The sequence below is a fragment of the Sphingopyxis sp. genome (genome assembly GCF_016463645.1).
Taxonomy (GTDB): Bacteria; Pseudomonadota; Alphaproteobacteria; order Sphingomonadales; family Sphingomonadaceae; genus Sphingopyxis.
Map to the genome: position 1 here is coordinate 1 of NZ_JAEMQX010000043.1, position 21,216 is coordinate 21,216.

20 protein-coding genes are annotated in these 21,216 nt (G+C 67.0%); 7 read left to right on the forward strand and 13 right to left on the reverse strand.

Annotated elements, in window-relative coordinates:
- The 5 genes from JHC57_RS10990 to JHC57_RS11010 form a co-directional block, all read right to left on the reverse strand.
- The coding region (locus JHC57_RS10990) for a pseudouridine synthase (RefSeq protein WP_294030043.1) at positions 1 to 531 on the reverse strand (531 nt) is incomplete at its 3' end.
- A 59-nt stretch (positions 532 to 590) separates the two neighbouring features.
- Positions 591 to 2,423, reverse strand: coding sequence for a translational GTPase TypA (gene typA, locus JHC57_RS10995; RefSeq protein ID WP_294030044.1), 1,833 nt, complete (start codon positions 2,421 to 2,423; stop codon positions 591 to 593).
- Positions 2,424 to 2,529: 106 nt separating this feature from the next.
- Entirely contained in the window at positions 2,530 to 3,294 is a 765-nt protein-coding gene (locus tag JHC57_RS11000; protein WP_294030045.1) for a hypothetical protein, read from the reverse strand.
- Positions 3,295 to 3,422: 128 nt separating this feature from the next.
- The gene (locus JHC57_RS11005; RefSeq protein WP_294030046.1) at positions 3,423 to 4,343 is read right to left on the reverse strand and encodes a tetratricopeptide repeat protein; all 921 of its coding nucleotides are present in this window, start codon (positions 4,341 to 4,343) and stop codon (positions 3,423 to 3,425) included.
- Positions 4,344 to 4,407: 64 nt separating this feature from the next.
- Positions 4,408 to 5,058, reverse strand: coding sequence for a purine phosphorylase (locus tag JHC57_RS11010; RefSeq protein ID WP_294030047.1), 651 nt, complete (start codon positions 5,056 to 5,058; stop codon positions 4,408 to 4,410).
- A gap of 109 nt (positions 5,059 to 5,167) precedes the next feature.
- Here JHC57_RS11010 and JHC57_RS11015 point away from each other — a divergent pair, with 109 nt between their 5' ends.
- The 5 genes from JHC57_RS11015 (at position 5,168) to JHC57_RS11035 (ending at position 10,532) form a co-directional block, all read left to right on the forward strand.
- Positions 5,168 to 6,136 (forward strand): bile acid:sodium symporter family protein, encoded by a 969-nt coding sequence (locus JHC57_RS11015; RefSeq protein ID WP_294030048.1) that lies wholly within the window; start codon positions 5,168 to 5,170, stop codon positions 6,134 to 6,136.
- 52 nt (positions 6,137 to 6,188) lie between these two features.
- Positions 6,189 to 7,400: a toxic anion resistance protein gene (locus JHC57_RS11020; protein ID WP_294030049.1), complete on the forward strand. Its 1,212-nt coding sequence runs from the start codon at positions 6,189 to 6,191 to the stop codon at positions 7,398 to 7,400.
- A 7-nt stretch (positions 7,401 to 7,407) separates the two neighbouring features.
- Complete coding sequence (locus JHC57_RS11025) at positions 7,408 to 8,127, forward strand: hypothetical protein (RefSeq protein WP_294030050.1); 720 nt, start codon at positions 7,408 to 7,410, stop codon at positions 8,125 to 8,127.
- On the forward strand, positions 8,127 to 8,753 hold the full coding sequence (locus JHC57_RS11030) for a YqiJ family protein (RefSeq protein WP_294030051.1): 627 nt from the start codon (positions 8,127 to 8,129) through the stop codon (positions 8,751 to 8,753). The genes JHC57_RS11025 and JHC57_RS11030 overlap by 1 nt, the downstream gene beginning before the upstream one ends.
- Before the next feature lie 63 nt (positions 8,754 to 8,816).
- Positions 8,817 to 10,532 (forward strand): flotillin domain-containing protein, encoded by a 1,716-nt coding sequence (locus tag JHC57_RS11035; RefSeq protein WP_294030052.1) that lies wholly within the window; start codon positions 8,817 to 8,819, stop codon positions 10,530 to 10,532.
- A gap of 18 nt (positions 10,533 to 10,550) precedes the next feature.
- Here JHC57_RS11035 and JHC57_RS11040 read toward each other — a convergent pair whose 3' ends face one another.
- From JHC57_RS11040 to JHC57_RS11070, 7 genes are all read right to left on the reverse strand, one after another.
- On the reverse strand, positions 10,551 to 10,874 hold the full coding sequence (locus JHC57_RS11040; RefSeq protein ID WP_294030053.1) for a hypothetical protein: 324 nt from the start codon (positions 10,872 to 10,874) through the stop codon (positions 10,551 to 10,553).
- A complete protein-coding gene (locus JHC57_RS11045) occupies positions 10,871 to 11,425 on the reverse strand; it encodes an RNA polymerase sigma factor (protein ID WP_366928541.1) in 555 nt (184 codons plus the stop codon). Before JHC57_RS11045 ends, JHC57_RS11040 begins: the two co-directional genes overlap by 4 nt.
- Entirely contained in the window at positions 11,400 to 12,008 is a 609-nt protein-coding gene (locus JHC57_RS11050; RefSeq protein ID WP_294030054.1) for a hypothetical protein, read from the reverse strand. Before JHC57_RS11050 ends, JHC57_RS11045 begins: the two co-directional genes overlap by 26 nt.
- 203 nt (positions 12,009 to 12,211) lie before the next feature.
- Positions 12,212 to 13,609, reverse strand: a complete 1,398-nt coding sequence (locus JHC57_RS11055) for an FAD/NAD(P)-binding protein (protein ID WP_294030055.1) — start codon at positions 13,607 to 13,609, stop codon at positions 12,212 to 12,214.
- 219 nt (positions 13,610 to 13,828) lie between these two features.
- A complete protein-coding gene (locus JHC57_RS11060) occupies positions 13,829 to 14,275 on the reverse strand; it encodes a cupin domain-containing protein (RefSeq protein WP_294030056.1) in 447 nt (148 codons plus the stop codon).
- Between the two features lie 176 nt (positions 14,276 to 14,451).
- The gene (locus JHC57_RS11065) at positions 14,452 to 15,126 is read right to left on the reverse strand and encodes a thioredoxin family protein (protein WP_294030057.1); all 675 of its coding nucleotides are present in this window, start codon (positions 15,124 to 15,126) and stop codon (positions 14,452 to 14,454) included.
- A 28-nt stretch (positions 15,127 to 15,154) separates the two neighbouring features.
- The gene (locus tag JHC57_RS11070; RefSeq protein ID WP_294030058.1) at positions 15,155 to 17,248 is read right to left on the reverse strand and encodes a protein-disulfide reductase DsbD domain-containing protein; all 2,094 of its coding nucleotides are present in this window, start codon (positions 17,246 to 17,248) and stop codon (positions 15,155 to 15,157) included.
- Between the two features lie 275 nt (positions 17,249 to 17,523).
- Between JHC57_RS11070 and JHC57_RS11075 the strand changes: the two genes are divergently transcribed.
- Both JHC57_RS11075 and JHC57_RS11080 read left to right on the forward strand, forming a co-directional pair.
- On the forward strand, positions 17,524 to 19,071 hold the full coding sequence (locus JHC57_RS11075; protein WP_294030059.1) for an inorganic phosphate transporter: 1,548 nt from the start codon (positions 17,524 to 17,526) through the stop codon (positions 19,069 to 19,071).
- 30 nt (positions 19,072 to 19,101) lie between these two features.
- Positions 19,102 to 20,079, forward strand: a complete 978-nt coding sequence (locus JHC57_RS11080) for a CorA family divalent cation transporter (RefSeq protein ID WP_294030060.1) — start codon at positions 19,102 to 19,104, stop codon at positions 20,077 to 20,079.
- Here JHC57_RS11080 and ppk2 read toward each other — a convergent pair.
- Positions 20,076 to 20,987, reverse strand: coding sequence for a polyphosphate kinase 2 (gene ppk2, locus JHC57_RS11085; protein ID WP_294030062.1), 912 nt, complete (start codon positions 20,985 to 20,987; stop codon positions 20,076 to 20,078). The genes JHC57_RS11080 and ppk2 overlap by 4 nt on opposite strands.
- Positions 20,988 to 21,216: the final 229 nt, after the last annotated feature.

Below are 21,216 nucleotides of genomic sequence, written 5' to 3' on the forward strand. Positions count from 1 at the left end.
CCATTCCCCCAACCCCAAATCGCCAATCTCCCACTCCCCGATCCGCCAGCGGACCAGCCGCAGCGTCGGATAGCCGACCGCGGCGGTCATGCGGCGGACCTGGCGGTTGCGGCCTTCGGTGATCGTCAGTTCGAGCCATGCGTCGGGCACGCTCTTGCGATAGCGCACCGGCGGGTCGCGGTCCCACAGCATCGGTGGGTCGATCCGGCGCACGGTCGCGGGGCGCGTCGGGCCGTCGTTCAGCGTCACGCCGCGGCGGAGAGCGCCCAGCGCGGCGGCATCGGGCTCGCCCTCGACCTGCGCCAGATAGGTCTTCGGCATCTTGTGCTTCGGCGACGAAATCCGCGCCTGCAGCGCGCCGTCGTCGGTCAGGATCAGCAAGCCCTCGCTATCCCGGTCGAGCCGGCCGGCGGGATAGACGCCCGGCACGTCGATATAGTCCGACAGCGTCGCGCGCGCTTCCGGCGTGCCGCGATCGGTGAACTGGCTGAGCACGCCCCACGGCTTGTTGAACAGGATCAACCGTCCCACAGCGCGCTCCTTCCCCCCAAAAGAAAAACCGGCGGCCGTCGGGGCCGCCGGTCTGTTTCTTACGCCGCTTCCTTCTTGCGCGACGCCTTCTTGCGCTCGTGCGGATCGAGCAGCGCCTTGCGGATGCGGATATTCTTCGGGGTCACCTCGACCATCTCGTCGTCGTCGATATAGGCGATCGCCTGCTCCAGCGTCATGCGGCGCGGCGGGGTCAGGCGGATCGCGTCGTCCTTGCCCGTCGAACGGAAGTTCGTGAGCTGCTTCGACTTCATCGGGTTGACCTCGAGGTCGTCGGGCTTCGCATTCTCGCCGATGATCATGCCCTCATAGAGCGCCTCGCCGGGCGAGACGAACAGGATGCCGCGCTCTTCCAAGGGGCCGAGCGCGTAGGCGACGGCTTCGCCATTGCCGTTCGAGATGAGGACGCCGTTCTTGCGACCCTCGATCACGCCCTTGTAGGGCCCATATTTCTCGAACAGCCGGTTCATGATGCCGGTGCCGCGCGTGTCCGACAGGAATTCGCCGTGATAGCCGATCAGGCCGCGCGACGGGCCGCTGAAGGTGATGCGCGTCTTGCCGCCGCCCGACGGGCGCATGTCGGTGAGGTCGGCCTTGCGGATCTGCATCTTCTCGACGACCGTGCCGCTATGCTCGTCGTCGACGTCGATGACGACGGTTTCATAGGGTTCGGTGCGCTTGCCGTCCTCGTCTTCGCCGTACAGCACCTTCGGACGGCTGATGCCGAGCTCGAACCCTTCGCGGCGCATCGTTTCGATGAGCACGCCGAGCTGAAGCTCGCCGCGGCCCGCAACGTCGAAGCTGTCCTTGTCGGCGCTTTCGGTGATGCGGATCGCGACATTGGTTTCGGCTTCGCGCAGCAGACGGTCGCGGATCATACGGCTCGTGACCTTGCTGCCCTCGCGGCCCGCCATCGGGCTGTCGTTCACGGCAAAGCGCATCGACAGCGTCGGCGGGTCGATCGGCTGCGCGGCGATCGGCTCGCTGACGCCGGTATCGGCGATCGTGTTCGCGACGGTCGCGTTGGTGAGGCCTGCGATCGCGACGATGTCGCCCGCCTTCGCTTCGTCGACCGGCACGCGGTCGAGCCCGCGGAACGCGAGCAGCTTCGATGCGCGGCCGGTTTCGATCACCTTGCCGTCCATGTCGAGCGCGTGGATCGGCTGGTTGACCTTGACCGTGCCCGACTGGACGCGGCCAGTCAGGATGCGGCCGATGAAATTGTCGCGGTCGAGCAGCGTGGCGAGGAAAGTGAAGGGAGCGTCGACGGGCAGGCCCGGCTCGGGAACATGGCTGACGATCGTCTTGAACAGCGGCGTCAGATCGCCTTCGCGCGCATCGGGGCTTTCCGAGGCATAGCCGCCGCGGCCCGAAGCATAGAGGATCGGGAAGTCGAGCTGTTCGTCATTGGCTTCGAGCGCGAGGAAGAGTTCGAACACTTCGTCGAGCACTTCGGCGGCACGCGCGTCGCTGCGGTCGATCTTGTTGACGACGACGATCGGCTTCAGGCCGAGCGCGAGCGCCTTGCCGGTCACGAACTTGGTCTGCGGCATCGGGCCTTCGGCCGCGTCGACGAGCAGGATGACGCCGTCGACCATGCTGAGGATGCGCTCGACTTCACCGCCGAAGTCGGCGTGGCCCGGGGTGTCGACGATGTTGATCCGCGTCTGGTCGGCGTCTTCACCCCATTCGACGCTGGTGCACTTCGCGAGGATGGTGATCCCGCGTTCCTTTTCGAGATCGTTCGAGTCCATCGCGCGTTCTTCGACGCGCTGGTTGTCGCGGAAGGTACCCGACTGGCGGAACAGCTGGTCGACGAGGGTGGTCTTGCCATGATCGACGTGCGCGATGATGGCGATATTGCGCAAAGACATGCGGATAAGCCTTGATGTAAGGGGGCAGCGCCCGGAGCGCCGCGAGACGCCGCGCCCCTAACAGAAGTGGTGCTGCGGCGCAACATGATTGCCGACGGCATCCGGACTAGCGAAGCGCGCGGTCGAGACGCCTCCCGTCATAGAGCGAGCGCGCCTCGGCGCCGCGGAGACGCCGCGCCGGCCCCGCGTCGAAACCGCGCTTCCAGCGGTCGAGGGCCAATCCGGCCTGCCCGGGCACGGCGATATCGCCGATCGCCCGCAATTCGCGCGACGCCGCCAGCAAAGCCCTGCGGTCGCGGGCGAAGCCCGGTCCCGCATAACGCTCGGCGACCAACCCCAGCTGATGACGCATCGAGGCGATCGCCAGCCGCATGCCCCGAGGGTCGCCGCGGCCCGCCATCAGCCGCACAGCCGCCGCACCGTCAGCGATAGCCGCGAGCTGGTCGTTCAGCCGCCGCACGACCCTCTGCTCGCCCGGACAAGGCCGTATCGCGCGAACATAGGCGGCGAGCGTATCGAGCGTCGCGGGCGTCGGCTCCTGCCCGCCGAATTCCTCCACGATCAGATTGCGGATGAAGATTTCGAGCGCGCGCGCGCCGGGATCGCGCGACACTTTTCCGGGCTTGGCCAGATCGGGAATGACGACGGGGTCGAAGCGGGCATTGCCGCGCGCGGCGCTGAAGAAGCTGTTGGTCACATCGGCGGTCCCCGGGGCGGCCGAGACGCCCGCGAGCAGGAAATGCACATTGTCGCGCCCGTTGATATGACAGCTTGCGCAGCTCAGCCCCGCCTTCGCGGCCTGCCCGCCAAGCAAGGTCGGGGTCGCGAACAGAGCCCGGCCGCTGCGGATCGAATCATCGTCGCCGGCCATGCAGGTCGCGGGCTGCCCGGACAGCAAGGTCCGTTCCGCCCCCGGCGCGGTCCAGCGCAACTGCTCGAAAGCCGCCGGCGCGCTGCCCGGTGTCGCCGCGACGCCGAAGATCAGCGCGGCGAGCGCGATCAGCTTGCGGATGATCGCCCCGCCGCGATCCAGCGTCGAAGCTCGTCGACCTCGTGGCAGCCGAAGCCGCAGATCGTCTCGAGCTTCGCCAGATGCGCCTTCGCTCCCTCAACATCGCCACGTTCGAGCTTCAGCTCGCCATAATATTCGAGCGCGCCGCGATGCGCCGGCGCGATGGCGAGCGCCTCGCGATAATAGGCTTCCGCCGCGTCGTAACGCTTCAGCTTGCGGTTCGCGAAGCCGAGATAGGTGAGTACGTCGGGATGCGGGCCCGCCGCCCACAGCGCCGCGTCGAGTTTGGCGATCGCCGCTTCGTAACGATGCTCATTGATCAGCCCGACCGCGGCGACATAGGTCGCATCGAGCGTTTCGGCCGAGGCCAGCCGCACCTCGGGCTCGACCGCGCTCTGCGCCTGCGGTCCCGCGGCAATCGCCGCTTCGAGCCTGGCGATCGCGTCGTTCAGCTTCGCCGAATCGGCGCACGTCCCCGCGCAGCCTTCCTGCATCGCCTTCAAGGCGCCGAGTTGTTCGTCGGCCTTGCCGGCCTTGCCGAGCTTCGCCTGCGTGATGCCGAGATCGCGGCGCGCATCGACCATCTTTTCGTCGTAGCGCACCGCGGCTTCGAGCGGCTTTACGGCGCGCGAGAAATCCCCCTGCGCCATATAGCTTGCGCCGAGCAGATAATTGGCCTGCGGATTCTTCGGCACCGCCGAAACGACCTTCCTGAACGCCTTCGCCGCCTCGTCATATTTGCCCGAGGCAAAGGCGTCGGCGCCCTTCTGATAATCCACCGTCGGGTCGTAGCTGCTCTGGCTCGGCGGCGCGCTGCTGCCGCTCCCGCCGCTGCCCGCCGCGAAGGCGATCGGCGCGGCGAAAACCGCACAGGCGGCGAGCATGGCTAGTGAAGACCGGTACCGCATCGCGAGTCTCTCCCTCGGTCGTTGGGGCGTCAGCCTATCACAACCCCGAGGCGCGCGGAACGGTTCAGATCATCGCGATCAGCCGCTCGACCTCGTGCGCCGCCGTCCGCGCGGCACGGAGCAGATTCGCATGAAAATCGCCCGCGCTGTCGCCATTCGCGTCGTCGGTCACCGCCTTGATCGCGCCCCACGGCTTGCCAAGGCGCGCAGCGACCTGCGCTACCGCGCCGACCTCCATATCGACGAGCGTCGCGCCGAGGCTGGCAAGATCGGCGGCCGCATCGGGGCAAGCGACAAAGCTGTCACCGCTTGCGATTCGCGCCTGCGGCAGGCCGAGTCCCCGATCGGCCATGGCTGCAAAATGCGCCTCGCCCGCCTCGCCGATCGGCCATTCGCCCGCGCGGTAGCGACGAAAGAGGCCGGGCTGGCTGGCACCATAATCATGCTGGAGCGCCTCGGCGATCCAATACGCGCCCGGCGCGGCGCCGAGCGACCCGCAGGTGCCTGTCATCAGCAGCATGTCGGCATCGCCCGCGAGCGCCCCGGCACAGAGCGCCGCGTTCACCTTGCCGAGCCCGCAGGTCGCGATGGCAAGGTCGTGCCCCGCGACCGCCAATCGCCGTTCGGCGAACAGCCCGCCGGCGGGCGCACCGGCACCGGGAAACAGCGCGTCGGCCTCTTCGGGCAGCGCGGCGAGGATGAGGATATGAGCCATGGCGCGTGTGTAGACGAGTTCACGGCAGATCCAATCCTTCCTGTGGCGGAGCGATGGGGAGGATCATAAGCTTGCCAATCCCCCCTCATCCGGCCATCGCTTCGGCCCAATGCTGGCCCGCGTCTTTCCCGACCGCTTCGTTCCCGTGCTGCTCGCGACGATCGTGCTCGCGAGCCTGCTCCCCGTGCGCGGCACCGCAGTGCCGGTCGCGCAGGGCGTGTCGACCGCCGCCATCATCTTCCTCTTCTTCCTGAACGGCGTGCGCCTGCCCCGCGACGAGGTGCTGCACGGCATCCGCAACTGGAAGCTGCAGGGAAGCGCCCTCCTCTTCTGCTTCGGTTTCATGGCGCTGCTCGGCCTCGCGGCGCAGGCGGCGACCGCGCCGCTGCTCCCCGCGACGCTCGCGCTCGGCTTCCTTTTTCTCGGCATCCTCCCTTCGACGGTCCAGTCGGCGACCGCATCGAGCAGCCTCGCCGGCGGCAATGTCGCGGCGAGCGTCGTCGCGGCGGCGCTGCTCAACCTTTCCGGCGTCGCGCTCTCACCGCTGCTCTTCGCCTTCCTCGCGGGAAGCGCGGGCGAAATCCATGGCGAGGCGGTGCTGCGCATCGTCTCGATCCTGCTTCTCCCCTTCATCGCGGGGCAGTTCGTCCAGCGCTGGCTGCGCCCGTGGGTGCTCGCGCACCGAGGCCTTGCGACCTTCATGGACCGCACCGCGATCGCGATCGCCGTCTATGTCGCTTTCTCGGCAGCGGTGGTCGCGGGCATCTGGGGCCTGCTCGACGCGCGCGAGATCGCGTTCGTGCTCGCCGCCGTGGCGGTGCTGCTCGCGCTGTCGTTCGGCGGCGCGTGGGCGCTCGGCGGCATGCTCGGACTCGCACGGCCCGATCGCATCACCCTGCTCTTTTCGGGCGCGCAGAAAAGCATCGCGGTCGGCGCGCCGCTCGCGGCGACGCTGTTCCCGCCCGCCATCGCCGGCATGGTACTCGTTCCGATCCTCGTCTATCATATGGCGCAGCTCATCCTGTCCGCGTGGATCGCTCCGGCTTTGCGCGCGGAAAAAGGTGTAGTGCTTGAATAACACAGGACCGCATGCCATATAGGGATGCGGTAAGGGGCTGGAAGGAAGACGAATGAGCGAAGTGACCGCGACGGCGACCGCAACCGACGAGCTGAAGCTGACCCCGCCCGACCCCGTACCCTCGGTATCTCCCGAAAAGGCCGCGGGCCTTGTACCGCTGTCGACCGACCAGAAGTCGAAGCTCGGCGAACGCGTCGACAGCTTCATCGACGATCTCGTCGCACAGGACGTCAATTCGCCCGCTTTCGGGCAAAAGGTCGACCAGATCACCAACATGGGCCGCAAGGAAATGCTGGAGGCCGCGAGCCATTCGAACCGCTTCCTCGATCGCCCGATCCGCGCGATGGACCGCGACACCGACATCGGCCAGAACCTCATCGAACTGCGCACCACCGTCGAGCGGCTCGACCCGTCGGCGAACGGCAAGCTCATCTCGAAGCGCGGTTTTCTCGACAAGATCTTCGGCGGCAAGATCAACAATTATTTCGCGCAATATCGCAGCGCGCAGACGCATATCGGCGGCATCCTGACCGCGCTTGCCAACGGCAAGGACGAGCTGCTGATGGACAATGCGGCGATCGACGTCGAGCGGCGCAAGATGTGGGAATCGATGGGCAAGCTGGAACAGATGGTCCACATCGCCCAGACGCTCGACGAGAAACTCGAAGCGAAAGCGAACGAACTCGACGGGATCGACCCCGCCAAGGCCAAGGTGCTGCGCGAGAATGCGCTCTTCTATGCCCGCCAGCGCACGCAGGACCTGCTCACCCAGATGGCGGTGACGGTGCAGGGCTATCTCGCGCTCGACCTCGTCAAGAAGAACAATGTCGAATTGGTGAAGGGCGTCGACCGCGCGTCGACGACCACCGTCGGCGCATTGAAGACCGCAATCACCGTCGCGCAGGCGATGACGAACCAGAAACTCGTGCTCGAACAGATCACCGCGCTGAACACCACGACCGCGAACATCATCGACGGCACGTCGAAGATGCTGAAGGACAACACCGCGCGCATCCACGAACAGGCGGCGTCGAGCACGATCCCGATGGAGACGCTGCAGCGCGCCTTCCAGAATATCTATGACACGATGGACGCGATCGACACCTTCAAGCTGAAGGCGCTCGACAGCATGAAGACCACCGTCAGCACGCTCGAGGGCGAGGTCGCGAAGTCGAAGGGCTATATCGCGCGCGCCGAGGGCGCCGCGCAGGCACAGGCGAGCGTCGGCGGCGCCGACAGCCCGCTCGCCGCGCTCGAAGGCTAGGGCGAATATGAGCATGAGCGAAGTCGACAAGGTCCGGCTTTCGGCTGCTTCCGCGATCGAACGGTCGCGCGAACGCCGCCGCCCGATCGGGACGAAGAGCGTCGCGCTGCGCCGTCAGCATCTCTATAAAAAGCTCGGCCGGATGCTGATCGCCGGCGGCATCGTGCTGATCGGCGCCGCGGTGTTCGGCGCGCTGATCCAGCCGCTCGGTTTCACCGGCCTGCTCGCGCTGTTCATCCTGCTGATCGGGGTCGCGGTGCTGTTCGGCCGTTCGCCCTTCCCCGAGCCGCGCCAGGCCGATCTGCCCAAGACCGACCTCAAGCAGCTCGCGGGCCGCACCGAAATCTGGCTCGAGGCGCAGCGTCCCGCCCTTCCCGCGCCGGCACGCCAGCTCGTCGACGGCATCGGCGTCCAGCTCGACCTGCTCGCGCCGCAGCTCCAGACGCTCGACGCATCGAGCCCCGCCGCGGCAAATATCCGCAAGCTCGTCGGCGAGGATCTCCCCGAACTCGTCGCGGGCTATCAGCGCATTCCCGCGGGCCTGCGCACCGAAGCCCACGCCGGGCGTACCCCCGACGAAACGCTCGTCGGCGGATTGAAGATGCTCGAAAGCGAGATCGGCAACGCGGCACGCAGCCTTGCGGCGGGCGAGCTCGACAAGCTTGCGACGCGCGAACGCTATCTCCAGCTCAAATATCAGGGGCTCGAGGGCGAAGACGCGGCCTGATGCTCGACCGGTTTCTCGCTCCCGAAAATATCGTATTCAGTTCGGCGCTGCTGCTCATGCTGCTGATCGGCGCGGTGCAGGCGATCGGGCTTGCGGGCGATATCGATGCCGATATGCACGGCGATACCGACGGCGATATCGGTTTTGCCGATACGCTGCTCGCCTGGGCGGGTATCGGCCGCGTGCCGTTCCTGATGTGGCTCGTGATCTTCCTCGCGCTGTTCGGCGCGCTGGGGCTCGGGCTCCAACAGCTCGTGACCGCGCTGACCGGCGGTCCGGGCGCGAACCTGCTGATGGTGCCGCTGACCGCCGTCGCCGCGCTGCCGGTGGCGGGCGGCGCAGCGCGCCTTGTCGCGCGCATGGTGCCGGGCCTCGAAACGACCGCGATCGAACGCGACGAGCTTGTCGGGCTCTACGCCGAAATCAGCATCGGCACCGCCCGCGTCGGCCATCCCGCCCGCGCGCGCGTCACCGATCCGCACGGCCAGCCGCACCAGATCATGGTCGAGCCCGACAGCGCCGACCAGATTTTCCGGACCGGAGAGAGCGTCCTTCTGGTAAAACGCGAAGGCGATATCTTCAAAGCCTTCACCCGCGGCGATTTTTATTTACCCCGGCTCGACTGACCCTAATATCGGTACGGGGGCTTCCAATCGCGGAAGCGCGAATCGACAGCAACGGGTGGGTTCATGATTGAAATTGCGATTTACGCCGGCATCGGGCTTGCCGCGCTTCTGATATTGGGATTGATCGTCACGCGGCTTTATCATCGCGCTACCAAGGAAATTGCGTTCGTCCGCACGGGATTTCGCGGCGAACGCGTGATCATGAACGGCGGTGCGCTCGTGCTGCCGGTGCTCCACGAAACGATGCCGGTGAACATGAACACCGTCCGGCTTGCCGTCGAACGCAAGAATGTCGACGCGCTGATCACGCTCGATCGCCTGCGCATCGACGTGAAGGCCGAATTCTATGTGCGCGTCCGTCCCGACGCGGGGTCGATCGCGATGGCCGCGCAAACGCTCGGCCTGCGCACGATGAACCCCGAGGCGCTGAAGGATCTGGTCGAGGGCAAGTTCGTCGACGCGCTGCGCTCGGTCGCCGCGGGCATGACGATGAACCAGCTCCACGAACAGCGCGCCGACTTCGTGCAGAAGGTGCAGCAGGTCAGCTCGAACGACCTGTCGATGAACGGCCTCGAACTCGAATCGGTATCGCTGACCGGGCTCGATCAGACGTCGATCGAGCATTTCAACGCCAACAACGCCTTCGACGCCGAAGGCCTGACCAAGCTCACCGAGCAGATCGAGCTGCGCAAGAAGACGCGGAACGACATCGAGCAGGACACGCGCGTCCAGATGGAGACCAAGAATCTCGAGGCAGAGCAGAAGTCGCTCGAAATCAAGCGCGAGGAGGAGTTCGCGAAGCTCAGTCAGTCGCGCGAGATCGAGGTCCGCCGCGCCGAGCAGGCGGCCGAGATCGCGCGCGAACAGGCGCAGCGCAATCAGGAAGCCGAAAATGCCCGCATCGCGGCGAAGCAGTTGATCGACGCCAAGCAGATCGAGGCCGACCGCGCGATCGAGGAAGCGCGCATCGCGCAGGAGCAGGCGATCGAGCTCGCGCGGCAGGAGCAGCAGATCCTGATCCAGAACAAGAGCCGCGAGGAAAGCCAGGCGCGCGGCGAAGCCGACGCCGCGCGCGCCGTCGCGGTCGCCGCCGAGGAACAGGTGGCCACCGCGCGCGAGACCGAGGTCGCCGAACGTTCGAAGCGGATCGAACTGATCGAGGCGGCCAAGGAGGCCGAACGTCAGGCGATTTCGGTGAAGGTGCAGGCCGAAGCCGAAAAGGAGGCGGCGTCGAACCGCGCCGCTGCGCTCCGGCTCGAGGCCGAGGGCGAGGCCGAGGCCGAAAAGCTGCGCGCCGAAGCTGCGCGTATCCGTTTCGAGGTCGAGGCGGCAGGCCAGCGCGCGATCAACGAGGCGGCGAACCTGCTCTCGTCGAACCAGATCTCGCTCCAGACCAAGATGGCGCTGCTCAAGGTGCTGCCCGAAGTGGTGCGCGAAGCGGCGAAACCGATGGAAGCGATCGATTCGATCAAGATCATCCAGGTCGACGGCATCAACCAGAGCGGTGCCCCGGCCGCTGCGGGAGGCGGCGCGAATGGCGACGGGGGCAACCTCGCGAGCAACGCGGTGTCGGCGGCGCTCGCCTACCGAGCGCAGGCGCCGGTGATCGACAGTCTGATGAAGGAACTCGGCTTCGATGGTGGGTCGCTCGATGCGCTGGTCAAGGGCGCTGCCACGACTGAAGCGGTAGCGCCGCCGGCGATCCCGGCGACGCCGCGCGGGCGCAAGCCACGCCCGATCGCGCCCGCCGAAGCCGAGGACGGCGAGGAAGACGCCTGACCGGACCGCTGGCGCCGGTCAGGTCTGGCGCCAGCGCTGCGTTCCGAACCAGAGCAGCAGAATGAGCAGCAAGGGCGGCGCGAGGCCCCAATGGCTGTTGCCGGCGAGCGACGCGAGCATCGGCGCCGACGACAGGAGCCACAGCGCCGCCAGCAGTGCGCCGACGGCCAGCGCCTCGAACGCGAAGCTGCGCCAGAAGCGCCGACGGGCCCGCGCATAGGCGGCCCGCGCATCGATCGCGCGCTCGACTGCCGTCACGAAACCGCGATCGCCCGGCCGCTCGGGCGGCGCCAGCATCGCGGCCAGCATCGCATCGATATCCCGATCCTCCGGCGCCGTCATGCGTCCGCTCCTTCGCCGATCATCTTCTGCGCCTTGGCGCGGCCGCGCAAGACCAGCGATTTGAGCGTACCGAGGGGTACCCCCATGATCGCGGCCGCCTCGCCGTGCGACCAGCCATGGCCGAAGCACAGGGTGAGCGCCGCGCGTTCCTGCGGCGACAGCGCGGCGAGCAACCGGTCGGCGTCGATCGCGGCATCGCTAGCGGGGCGCGGATCGTTCGATGTCGCAACCTCCTCTTTTCCGGCCAGCCCTTCGCGCCGCCGCGCGGTGCGCCGCTGGTCGAGGAAGAGCCGCCAGCCGATCCCCATGACCCACGCGGCATAGCTCCCCTGCCCCCGATATTCGCCCGCGCGCTGCCACGCGCGGACAAAGGCTTCCTGCGCCAGATCGTCGGCGTCGAACCCGGCGGCGCGGGAGAGGAAGGCGCGCAATCGTCCCTCGTGCCGCAGCACGAGGAGCTGGAAAGCGGCACGATCCCCCCCGACGACGCGCTGGTTGAGAGCCCAATCTTCATCGCCTGCCCCGTCACGCAGCGGCGCGCTCCTCCGCAGCCGCGGCGCGCGCGAGGCGGCGGCGGACGAGCAGGGCGATGCCGACGAATATCGGGAAAAGTGCTGCGCCCGCCGAGGTGCGGATCAGTTGTTCATGCCCCTGGATCAACCCGAAGCCCGCCATCGCGAGGCCGATCGCGAGCAGCACCAGCGCGTTGCGATCGTCGCCGCCGCTGGCCGTTTCCTTTCCGCCCTGCCAGCCGAGATGTTCATAGGGCTTGTTGAGCTTGTCGATCAGCGGGCTGACCGCATCCGACTTCGCGTCCAGCGCGCGACGGATCGACCGGTGCAGCATCCACGCATGCAGCAGCCGCGCGAGCAGGAAAAAACCGACGACGAACAGCGCCACCATCGTGACATTTTCGAGCAGGTGAAAGAAGTGGGTGCTGACCGCGACCAGTTCGGTCGTCGGAGGCGGCGGCGGCAGGAACGAGGCGATGTCGCGCGGGTCGATATAGGCGGCGACATCGGCGGGGCTGATCGACCGGGATCCTGCGACCGGAACCGCGACCGTTGCGGCCGGCGGCACCGCAGCGGGTGCGGCGGTGGCGGCAGCGGCCGCGGCGGTTATCAGCTGGTCCATCGAAATCTCTCTCCTTCATGCCGCTTGGCACGGTGAAACCACAGGCGGCGGTTCCCGGCAAGACGGGGACGAACTGCACCGGGGAGCACAATCGACCGCCGCGCGAAACCGCCGCCCGGACCGGCGCAGTCGCCGGTCATCGACTGGACGGTACCGCGCACGCCAATGGATGCAGCGATCAATGATTTTTCCGGAAAACCGGGCTAGAGCCCCTCGCCGCCGGTCCAGTGCGCATTGACGAGGCGGCGCGCGAGCGCGCTCACCTGGTTGCGGATATCGGGCACCGCGACGACTTCCCACAGATCGCCGCGCGTCATCGGGCCGATCGCGAGAATATGTTCCGACGATTTGCCCGAGGCGTCGACGACATGGCCGTCGCGGTCGATGTCGAGCCCCAGCCGCAGCGCGTCGGGGCGGATGCGCCTCGTTCCGAGCAGACGGCGGATCAGCGGATCCGACGAGCGCAGCAGGTCGCCCTGCGGCCCCGTGCAGTTGATCATCCGTGCCGCGAGCGTCGTCACCGCGGCCGCCTCGCCGCGCGGCAGCCACGAGACGGCAAGCGCGTCGGGCTCGACCGCGACATGCGAGATCTTGCCCGCGCGAAAATGAAGCTGCCCCGATGCGATCAGCGTATCGATCCGGTCGGCGACCTCGGGCGCCAGCCGGTGGCGGTGCACATCCCAGAAGGGGCGCAGGTGGCGCAGGAACCGCGCGCGCTTCCCGGCGTCGGCCGATGCCCACATCATCTGCGTGATCGGCCGGATCGAATCGACGACCAGCCGCCAGTCGCGATCCCGCGCCTCTGCGCGCGCCCAGCCTACCAGCTCCGAAAGATCGGGGGCGGGCTTGGCGAGCACGGGTTTCGGCCGTGGCAGGCCGTCGACATGCCGGTGCGGACGAAGACCACGGCGCGAGAGCGCGGTGATCGGCCCTTCATGCCCGTGCGCGACGAGGCGCAGGATCACGTCGACCGCGGTCAGTCCGGTGCCGACGACAAGGACCGGCGCCCGCTTGTCGAGCCCTTCCTCGAACGCGCTCGCCCACGGGTCGCCGATATAGCGGTGCGACGGCAGGTGCGCACCTTCGATCGCCGGCGGATCGTGCGGCGGCAGATTGCCGATCGCGAGCACCGCGCGGTCGGCCTCGATCAGCCCGCCGTTGACGAGACCGAGCGTGACCTGTCCGTGCCTCTCCTCGATATCGAGCACTTCATCGTCGACGAGCTTCAGCCGCCGGCCATGGCGCTCCATCGCGATAGCCAGCGTTTCACGCAGATAGCGGCCATAGGTCGCACGCGTCACGAACGCCGCCTCGCAGCCGAGTCCGCGCGCGGCGAGCCAATCGCAGAAATGGTCGGGTCGGTCGGCGAAGGCGCTCATATTGCCCGCGCGCACGTTGAGCAGGTGCGAGGTCTCGGTGCTGCTGTACGCGACCCCGGCGCCCATGCGGTGCCGGTCACGCTCGATCAGCAGCACCTCGACATCGGGTTGCTCGAGCAGATTGATCGCGAGCAGCGTTCCCGAAAAACCCGCGCCGACGATCGCGACACGCGTCGCCGTGCGGAAACGCGGGCGCGGCGAATGAAGCTGCGCCTCGATCAACGCGTCACCCCGTCGCCCGATATAACCCGGGATCGCGCGGTTTCGGACGGGTTCGGGACAGGCAGCGGCGTGATCATGGCAGTCCTTTCGGTCGTTCGGATCGGTCGACTCGGATTACGTCCCGCACGCACGAAAATAACTCAACTTATATGATTGACAAGATGCCGCACGTCAGGCCGCACCAATCGTGCGACCTGTTGCCCATAACCGGCGCCGAACTCAGCGCGGCGCGGTCGCGGGCGTCGTCAGGATCGTGTCACCGGTATCGACGATGAACACCGCGAGCAGCGTCGCGGGCTCGGTCTGGCTCGCATTGGCGCTGATATTGTGGAAGTCACCGGGCAGTTCGGTGAAATTCTCGCCCTTGCGAAAGGTACGGACGGGGCCGCCGTTGATCTGGTTGAGCACCGCGCCGTCGAGGACGGTCGCATAGATCAGCGCCGAGCGGGCGTGGACGTGCGACGCGTTCGCCGCGCCCGGACCATATTCGACGAGCACGCCCTTGACGCTCTTGCCCGGAACATCGGGCAGCTCATGCTGATAGACGAGGGTGACCTTCGCCGGCTTGGCGGCCGGCGCCTCACGGCCGGCATGCACGGTCTGCGCGGCGGCGGGCATGGCGGCGACAAGTGCGGACAGGGCGAAAGCGGTGATCGCGGTCTTCATTTTCGAATCTCCAGATCGAACGGGTGGCAGCCTGAACTAGGCTGGCCGCCCGGCGCGCTGGAGAACCGAGGCGCGGCGAAACGCATGTACCATGGCGGCCCACAGCTCCGGTCCCGTCCGGACGATCGCGACGGCGGCCTCCCCGCGTCGCGATCATCCGCACCGGAGTCCGCCGATCAACCCTTCACGGCGGCGCTCCCCGTGTCCTCGGCATATTTGATCGAACAGCCGTAGGGCTGGGCGAAGGCCGTCGCCACGGGTCGCCCGGCGGCATGATCATCGAGCGCCGCGCGGACGAAATTCTTCGCGCCCCGCAGATCCTCGACCTTGTTCGTCGGCTTGTCGTCGATACCGCCGGCATAGATGATCCGCCCCTCGCCATCGATCACGCGCATGTCGGGGGTCGTCTTCGCCCCATAGGCCTTGCCGGTGGCGCCGGTCGGGTCGAGGAGGAGATGGGTGAAGCCAGCGTCGAACCGCTGTTTCCAGTTCTTCGCGCTCTCGCCCTCGACGAAGCCCTGCTCGCCCGGCGCGGACGAGATAATCGTCAGCCAGACGACGCCATCGGCGGTCGCCTCCTTCTGCAACGCCTGCATCGCGCCGCTATAATGTTTCTTCACATAGGGGCAGCCCTCGTTCGTCCATTCGAGAACGACGGTCTTGTCCTTGAAATCCGCCAGCGAGATCTGCGCGCCATCGGCGTTGGCGAGGGTGAAGGCCGGCGCCACCTGCCCCCCCGCTTCGGCGGTCTGCTGTCCTGCGGGCGCTTCGGCCCCTTTTTCGGCGGGTTGTCCGCAACCCGCGAGCAACAGCGCCGACCCCGCGGCGATCGAAAGCAATGCATGTTTCACGACCAATCTCCTCTCGCTTGTCATCGGATCACCCCTTTTCCCCTGCGCGCTTTACCGCATCGGCGACGATCCCCGGGGTCAGCAGCTGCGGCAATATTTCGGGCTCGGCCTTCCCCGGCGCATAGACGAGGTAAAGCGGGACGCCCGAACGGCCGAACCGTTCGAGCTCGCGCGCGATCGCATCGTCGCGCCGCGTCCAGTCCGCGACCAGATAGACGGCGCCGGCGTCGGCGAACAGCGCGCGCGTTCCCCCGGTAGCCAGCGCCGCGCGCTCGTTCACCTTGCAGGTGACGCACCAGTCGGCGGTAAAGTTCACGAACACGACCTTGCCCTCGGCCCGCGCGGTCGCGACGGCGTCGGGCGACCAGGGCGTTTCCGTGGCGGCCTCACCCGACGACTCCGCCCCCGGCGCGAGCGATGCCGCCGATAATGTCACGGCGGCGGCCGTCAGCAAGGACAATAGCGACACGGCTGTCGCCGCGCGCGCGCCGCGTCCCGCCATCCGCGCATTCTGCCGCCAACCCCACAGGGTCAGGCCGAACGCGAGCAACAGACCGCCGGCGAGGATCAGCGCGAGCGCTTCGCCGCTCGTCTGGCGGGCGAATACCCAGACGAGCCAGAGCGCCGCACCATACATCGGAAAGGCGAGGATCGATTTGAGGCGATCCATCCACGGCCCGGGCTTCGGGAAGCGCCGCAGCACGCCGGGCGAGAGACTGATAACAAGATAGGGAAGCGCGAGCCCCAGGCCGAGCATCGCGAAGACGGCGAGCGCCATCGGGGCCGGCATCACGAGCGCCGCGCCGAGCGCAAAGGCCATGAAGGGCGCGGTACAGGGCGCGGCAACCACGACCGCGAGCACCCCGGTGAAGAAAGCCCCTGTCCCGCCGGGCAGGCGCGTCAGCCCGCTGCCCGCGCCGCTTCCCGGCATCGCGACCGCAAAGACGCCGGAGAGATTGAGGCCGACCGCGAGCATCACGAGCGCGAGCGCCGCGGTGACCGCGGGATTTTGAAGCTGGAAACCCCAGCCCGCGGCCTCGCCCCCCGCGCGCAACACGAGCAGTGCGCCCGCAAGCAAAATGAAGGTCGTCAACACCCCGAGGAGGAAGGCGATCCCGTCGCGCCGCGCCGTGCGCGGGGAATGCGCCGAAGCGGACAGCGACGCCGCTTTCATGGCGAGGATCGGGAAAACGCATGGCATCAGGTTGAGAATGAGGCCGCCGATCAGTGCGAACAGCGCGGCCTGCGCGAAGAGGGTCGCGCTTGTTCCGCCAGCCCTCCCCGGCGGCGCCCGCGCCTGGGCGGTAATCTCCCAGGCGCCCTGCGATGTCGACACGACCCCCTGAACCGGTTTGGCAAGGCCGCCCGCGAGCACGGCACCGCCCGCCTTCATCCGCAGGATCAGATCGTCGCCCTCCCGTTCGGCGCGCTGCGCGGCGGGATGTTCGACGATGCCGCCCTCGAAGGGAAAGAGATAGGCATTCGCAAGCGCAGTTCCCCGCAAGACCGCGCCACGCAGCGTCAGAACGAGATCGGCGCCGTCGCGGGCGATATGCGCATCGATGTCGGCGGGACGCGGCGCGGCATCGACGATGCGTTCGATCGCGGCTCCTTCGCCTGCGATCAACGGCGGCACCCCGTCGCGGATCGGCAGATCGAGTGTCACGCTGCGCTCGTCGGGAACGCATATCTCGTCGCTGCAGACCATCGAGAGGACCTTGACGCTCAGCGGCAGCATCGTTCCGGCTTTGGCCGCCCGCGGCACTTCGATCGGTACGGGCAGATAGACCTGCCGCGAATAGCCATAGTTCATGAGGCCCTTCACCGGCTGGCGTTCGGGAAGCGGCCAAAGGATCGGTCCCGCGGAAACGCCGGCGGGAAGTGTCCAGGTCAGTTCCGTCGCGCCGCCCGAATCCCCCGGATTGCGCCAATAGGTGTGCCAGCCGGGCCTGATGTCCTGCCGGACGGCGACGACCGCCGTCGATCCGGGCGCCGCCCATTGATGCATCGGGACGAGCGCGATCTCGACATTCGGCGAATACATCGTCTGGGCCGACCCCGGCGCGACCGCCGTCATCGCGAGGAAGAGCGCGGGGAGGATCAGCCGGAGCAAAAGGGTCATGCGATGGACCTGTCGGAAAAAACACTTCCAGCGCGGCACCCCGGATATGCCGCACGACAGGAGCATCACGATTTTGTCGCAACATTATGGCAATGTGAGCGGGCATTTCAAATCGGCCATATGCGCCGATCGCCGCGCCCCACCGGTCACCTAGCTGTCACGAGGCGGGAATAGGGGAATCATCTCTCAGCTGGAGATGCGCGCATGAACGCCACAACTGCCGACGCCGCGAATATCGCCGATACCGAATTCGAGCGCCCGAACTCGACAAGGGATTGGGGGCGGCCGGCAATATCGGCTTCGTGGCGGCGGTCGTCGCCGCGATCGGCTATGTCGCCTACAGCGTCTACGCCGACGCCGCCGCGGCCGGGGTCCATGCGACGGCCCTCCTGCCCTTCGCGCTACTCTTTCTCGCGCTGCTCATCGCGCTCGGCTTCGAATTCGTGAACGGCTTTCACGACACCGCGAACGCGGTCGCGACGGTGATCTACACCAATTCGATGCCCGCGAACTACGCGGTGGTCTGGTCGGGCTTTTTCAATTTCCTCGGCGTCCTGCTTTCGACCGGCGCCGTGGCCTTCGGCATCGTGTCGCTCCTGCCCGTCGAGCTGATCCTGCAAGTGGGGTCGAACGCGGGCTTTGCGATGGTCTTCGCGCTGCTGATCGCCGCGATCGTCTGGAATCTCGCGACCTGGTATTTCGGCATTCCCTCGTCGAGTTCGCACACGCTGATCGGCTCGATCATCGGCGTCGGCATCGCCAATGCGATGCTCCACGGCAAGAGCGGTACCGCCGGGGTCGACTGGACCAAGGCGACCGAGATCGGTTACGCGCTCCTCCTCTCGCCGCTGCTCGGCTTCACCGTCGCGGCGCTGCTGTTCCTCGCGATGAAGGTGCTCGTGCGCAACAAGGCGCTCTATGAGGCACCGAAGGGCGATACCCCGCCGCCCTGGTGGATTCGCGCGCTGCTCATCTTCACCTGCACCGGCGTCAGCTTCGCGCACGGTTCGAACGACGGGCAAAAGGGCATGGGGCTGATCATGCTGATCCTGATCGGCACCGTTCCCACGGCCTATGCCCTCAATCGCGCGGTGCCCGAGAAATATGTCCAGGAGTTCGTCGTCAATTCGAACGCGGCCGAAAGCGCGCTGGCGGCACAGGGCGGCGGCGCGACCCCGCCCGCCGACGTGCGCAAGGCGGTCACGGCCTATATCGCCGACAAGCAGCTGAAACCCGAAACCCTCCCCGCGCTTGGATCGCTGGTCGACCAGATCGAAACGCAGGTCAGCGGCTATGGCTCGCTCGCGAAGGTCCCCGCCGCCGCGACCGAGAATATGCGCAACGACATGTATCTCGCCTCCGAAGCGATCAAGCGCCTCGGCAAGGAGAAGGACGTCGCCCTTACCGACGGACAAAGCGAGGCGCTGGACGAATACAAGGGCTCGCTCGACAGCGCGACGCGCTTCATCCCGACCTGGGTGAAGATCGCGGTCGCCTTCGCGCTCGGCCTCGGAACGATGATCGGCTGGAAACGCATCGTCGTCACGGTGGGCGAAAAGATCGGCAAGTCGCACCTCACCTATGCGCAGGGCGCTTCGGCCGAGCTTGTCGCGATGGGGACGATCGGCGCCGCCGACATGCTCGGCCTGCCCGTATCGACGACCCACGTCCTCTCCTCGGGCGTCGCGGGCACGATGGCGGCGAACCGGTCGGGGCTGCAGATGTCGACCATCCGCAACCTGCTGATGGCCTGGGTGCTGACGCTTCCGGTCTCGATCGTGCTCGCGGGCGTCCTGTACGCGATCCTTAACGCCATTTTCTGAAGGATCAGACCGACGGCTCCGAAGGACGACGTGCCCGCCCCCGATTTCGGGGCGATCGTGATGCAGCCCGGACTCGTCTGGGGCTGCGCACGGACCGCCGAAGGCACCGGGCTGATCGACGAATGCGACGATGGCGAGGGCGCGAGTTTCCGCTGGCTCCACCTCAATCTCGCCGACGAGCGCACCCAGCGCTGGCTCGAACGTTCGACGAAGCTTCCCCGCCCGATCCACGACCTGATGCTCGCGCGCGAAACGCACCAGCAGGTGATGGTCGAGGACGGGATCGTCGGGCTCGTCCTCCAGGATTTCGAGCGCGACTTCGACGCTGCCGAAACCTCGCAGATCGGCGCACTCCACATCGTCATCACCCCCGATCTGGCGCTGACGGGGCGCTATCATCCGATCCGCTCGGCCGACATCATCCGCCAGCGCATCGCCGCGGGCTTCGACGTCCGTGACGGCGCATCCGCCTTGCACCTCGTCGTCGGTACGATGGTCGACGGACTCAGCCAGCATATCCATGGCCTCGCCCATGACATCCAGACCGCCGAGGACGAATTTCTCAACGAACGGATGAGCCCCGCGACGCGCGACCTCATCGCGGTGCGCCGCCGCGGGGCCCGGCTCCATCGCCTCGTCTCGGGGATGCGCGCGACGCTGGTCCGGCTCGAAAAGGATCCCGACCTCCCCGAAATCTTCGCACCCGTCGCCGAGCGCCATGTCCAGCGCCTCCACGCGCTCGACACCGACGTCGCGAGCACACAGGCGCAGTTACGCCAGCTTCGCGACGAGCTCGACCTGCAAGCCGCGCAGAAGACGAACCAGAATCTCTATTTCCTGTCGGTGATCAGCGCGCTTTTGCTTCCCGCGACGCTGGTGACGGGCTTTTTCGGGATGAATACCCGCGGGTTGCCCTTTGCGCACACCGATGCCGGCACCTTCGTCGCGGCGCTGGCGGCGGTCACCGCGTCGGCGGCGACGTGGCTGTTGCTCAGACGCCGGCCCTAATAGCGCTGCGGCACGTACATCTCGGGCGGTATTTCATGCCGCTCATAATCGGCGTGGCGCACCCGGTCGGGCAGCACGACGGGCGGCCGCTCGACCTCCCGGTAGGGGATCTGCCCGAGGAGATGGGAGATGCAGTTGAGCCGCGCCTTCTTCTTGTCGACCGCCTCGACAAGCCACCACGGCGCCTCGTCGATATGCGTGCGCTCGAGCATATCCTCCTTGGCGCGGGTGTAATCCTCCCAGCGTCGCCGCGATTCGACGTCCATCGGCGACAGCTTCCATTGCTTCAGCGGGTCGTGGATCCGCATCTGAAAGCGGAACTGCTGCTCCTCGTCGGTGATCGAGAACCAGTATTTGACGAGGGTGATCCCCGACCGCACCAGCATCCGCTCGAATTCGGGAACCGAGCGAAAGAACTCCTCGCACTCGTCCTCGGTGCAGAACCCCATCACGCGTTCGACCCCGGCGCGGTTGTACCAGCTGCGGTCGAACAGCACGATTTCGCCCGCCGCCGGCAGATGCGGGACATAGCGCTGGAAATACCACTGGGTGCGCTCGCGCTCGCTCGGGGCCGGGAGCGCGACGACGCGGCAGACGCGCGGATTGAGCCGCTGGGTGATGCGCTTGATCGCCCCGCCCTTGCCCGCCGAATCGCGCCCTTCGAACAGCACCGCCACCTTCAGCCCCTGCTGGACGACCCATTCCTGGAGGATGACAAGCTCGTGCTGCAGCCGGAACAGTTCGCGAAAGTAGATCCGCCGGTCGAGCGCTTCGCGGTCGGGATGGTCGGACATGTCGGCAAGAAGCGTTTCCAGCCGGCTTTCGTCCATTTCCATCTCCAGCTCCTCGTCGAAGCTGTCGGCGATTTCTTCCTTGATGCGGTCGAGATTGGAGAGGCTGTCGTCCATTGCGAAGGTTCCCTGCTGCCTTCGCGCATCGCTATGACCGCAAGATTGCCATGCCGTGACACCGCTTGCGCGGTTCCTCCGCGGGAGGTCTCATCCGACCTGTCCGACGGGTTCGGCCGCCTTGATCCTGGGGTCTGTCGGCGGACATTCGCTGCGCGCGCGATCGCTTTTCCGACCGTCCATCCGTTTTGGTGTTGCGGTGCGATTGCCGCCGCAGAAGAGACGTCCG

What these genes read in the sequence shown, in the direction of transcription:
- typA (WP_294030044.1), bottom strand. Translation starts at nt 2,423, where the DNA reads ATGTCTTTGCGCAATATCGCCATCATCGCGCACGTCGATCATGGCAAG.
- JHC57_RS11000 (WP_294030045.1), bottom strand. Translation starts at nt 3,294, where the DNA reads ATGGCCGGCGACGATGATTCGATCCGCAGCGGCCGGGCTCTGTTCGCG.
- JHC57_RS11005 (WP_294030046.1), bottom strand. Translation starts at nt 4,343, where the DNA reads ATGCGGTACCGGTCTTCACTAGCCATGCTCGCCGCCTGTGCGGTTTTC.
- JHC57_RS11010 (WP_294030047.1), bottom strand. Translation starts at nt 5,058, where the DNA reads ATGGCTCATATCCTCATCCTCGCCGCGCTGCCCGAAGAGGCCGACGCG.
- JHC57_RS11015 (WP_294030048.1), top strand. Translation starts at nt 5,168, where the DNA reads ATGCTGGCCCGCGTCTTTCCCGACCGCTTCGTTCCCGTGCTGCTCGCG.
- JHC57_RS11020 (WP_294030049.1), top strand. Translation starts at nt 6,189, where the DNA reads ATGAGCGAAGTGACCGCGACGGCGACCGCAACCGACGAGCTGAAGCTG.
- JHC57_RS11025 (WP_294030050.1), top strand. Translation starts at nt 7,408, where the DNA reads ATGAGCATGAGCGAAGTCGACAAGGTCCGGCTTTCGGCTGCTTCCGCG.
- JHC57_RS11030 (WP_294030051.1), top strand. Translation starts at nt 8,127, where the DNA reads ATGCTCGACCGGTTTCTCGCTCCCGAAAATATCGTATTCAGTTCGGCG.
- JHC57_RS11035 (WP_294030052.1), top strand. Translation starts at nt 8,817, where the DNA reads ATGATTGAAATTGCGATTTACGCCGGCATCGGGCTTGCCGCGCTTCTG.
- JHC57_RS11040 (WP_294030053.1), bottom strand. Translation starts at nt 10,874, where the DNA reads ATGACGGCGCCGGAGGATCGGGATATCGATGCGATGCTGGCCGCGATG.
- JHC57_RS11050 (WP_294030054.1), bottom strand. Translation starts at nt 12,008, where the DNA reads ATGGACCAGCTGATAACCGCCGCGGCCGCTGCCGCCACCGCCGCACCC.
- JHC57_RS11060 (WP_294030056.1), bottom strand. Translation starts at nt 14,275, where the DNA reads ATGAAGACCGCGATCACCGCTTTCGCCCTGTCCGCACTTGTCGCCGCC.
- JHC57_RS11070 (WP_294030058.1), bottom strand. Translation starts at nt 17,248, where the DNA reads ATGACCCTTTTGCTCCGGCTGATCCTCCCCGCGCTCTTCCTCGCGATG.
- ppk2 (WP_294030062.1), bottom strand. Translation starts at nt 20,987, where the DNA reads ATGGACGACAGCCTCTCCAATCTCGACCGCATCAAGGAAGAAATCGCC.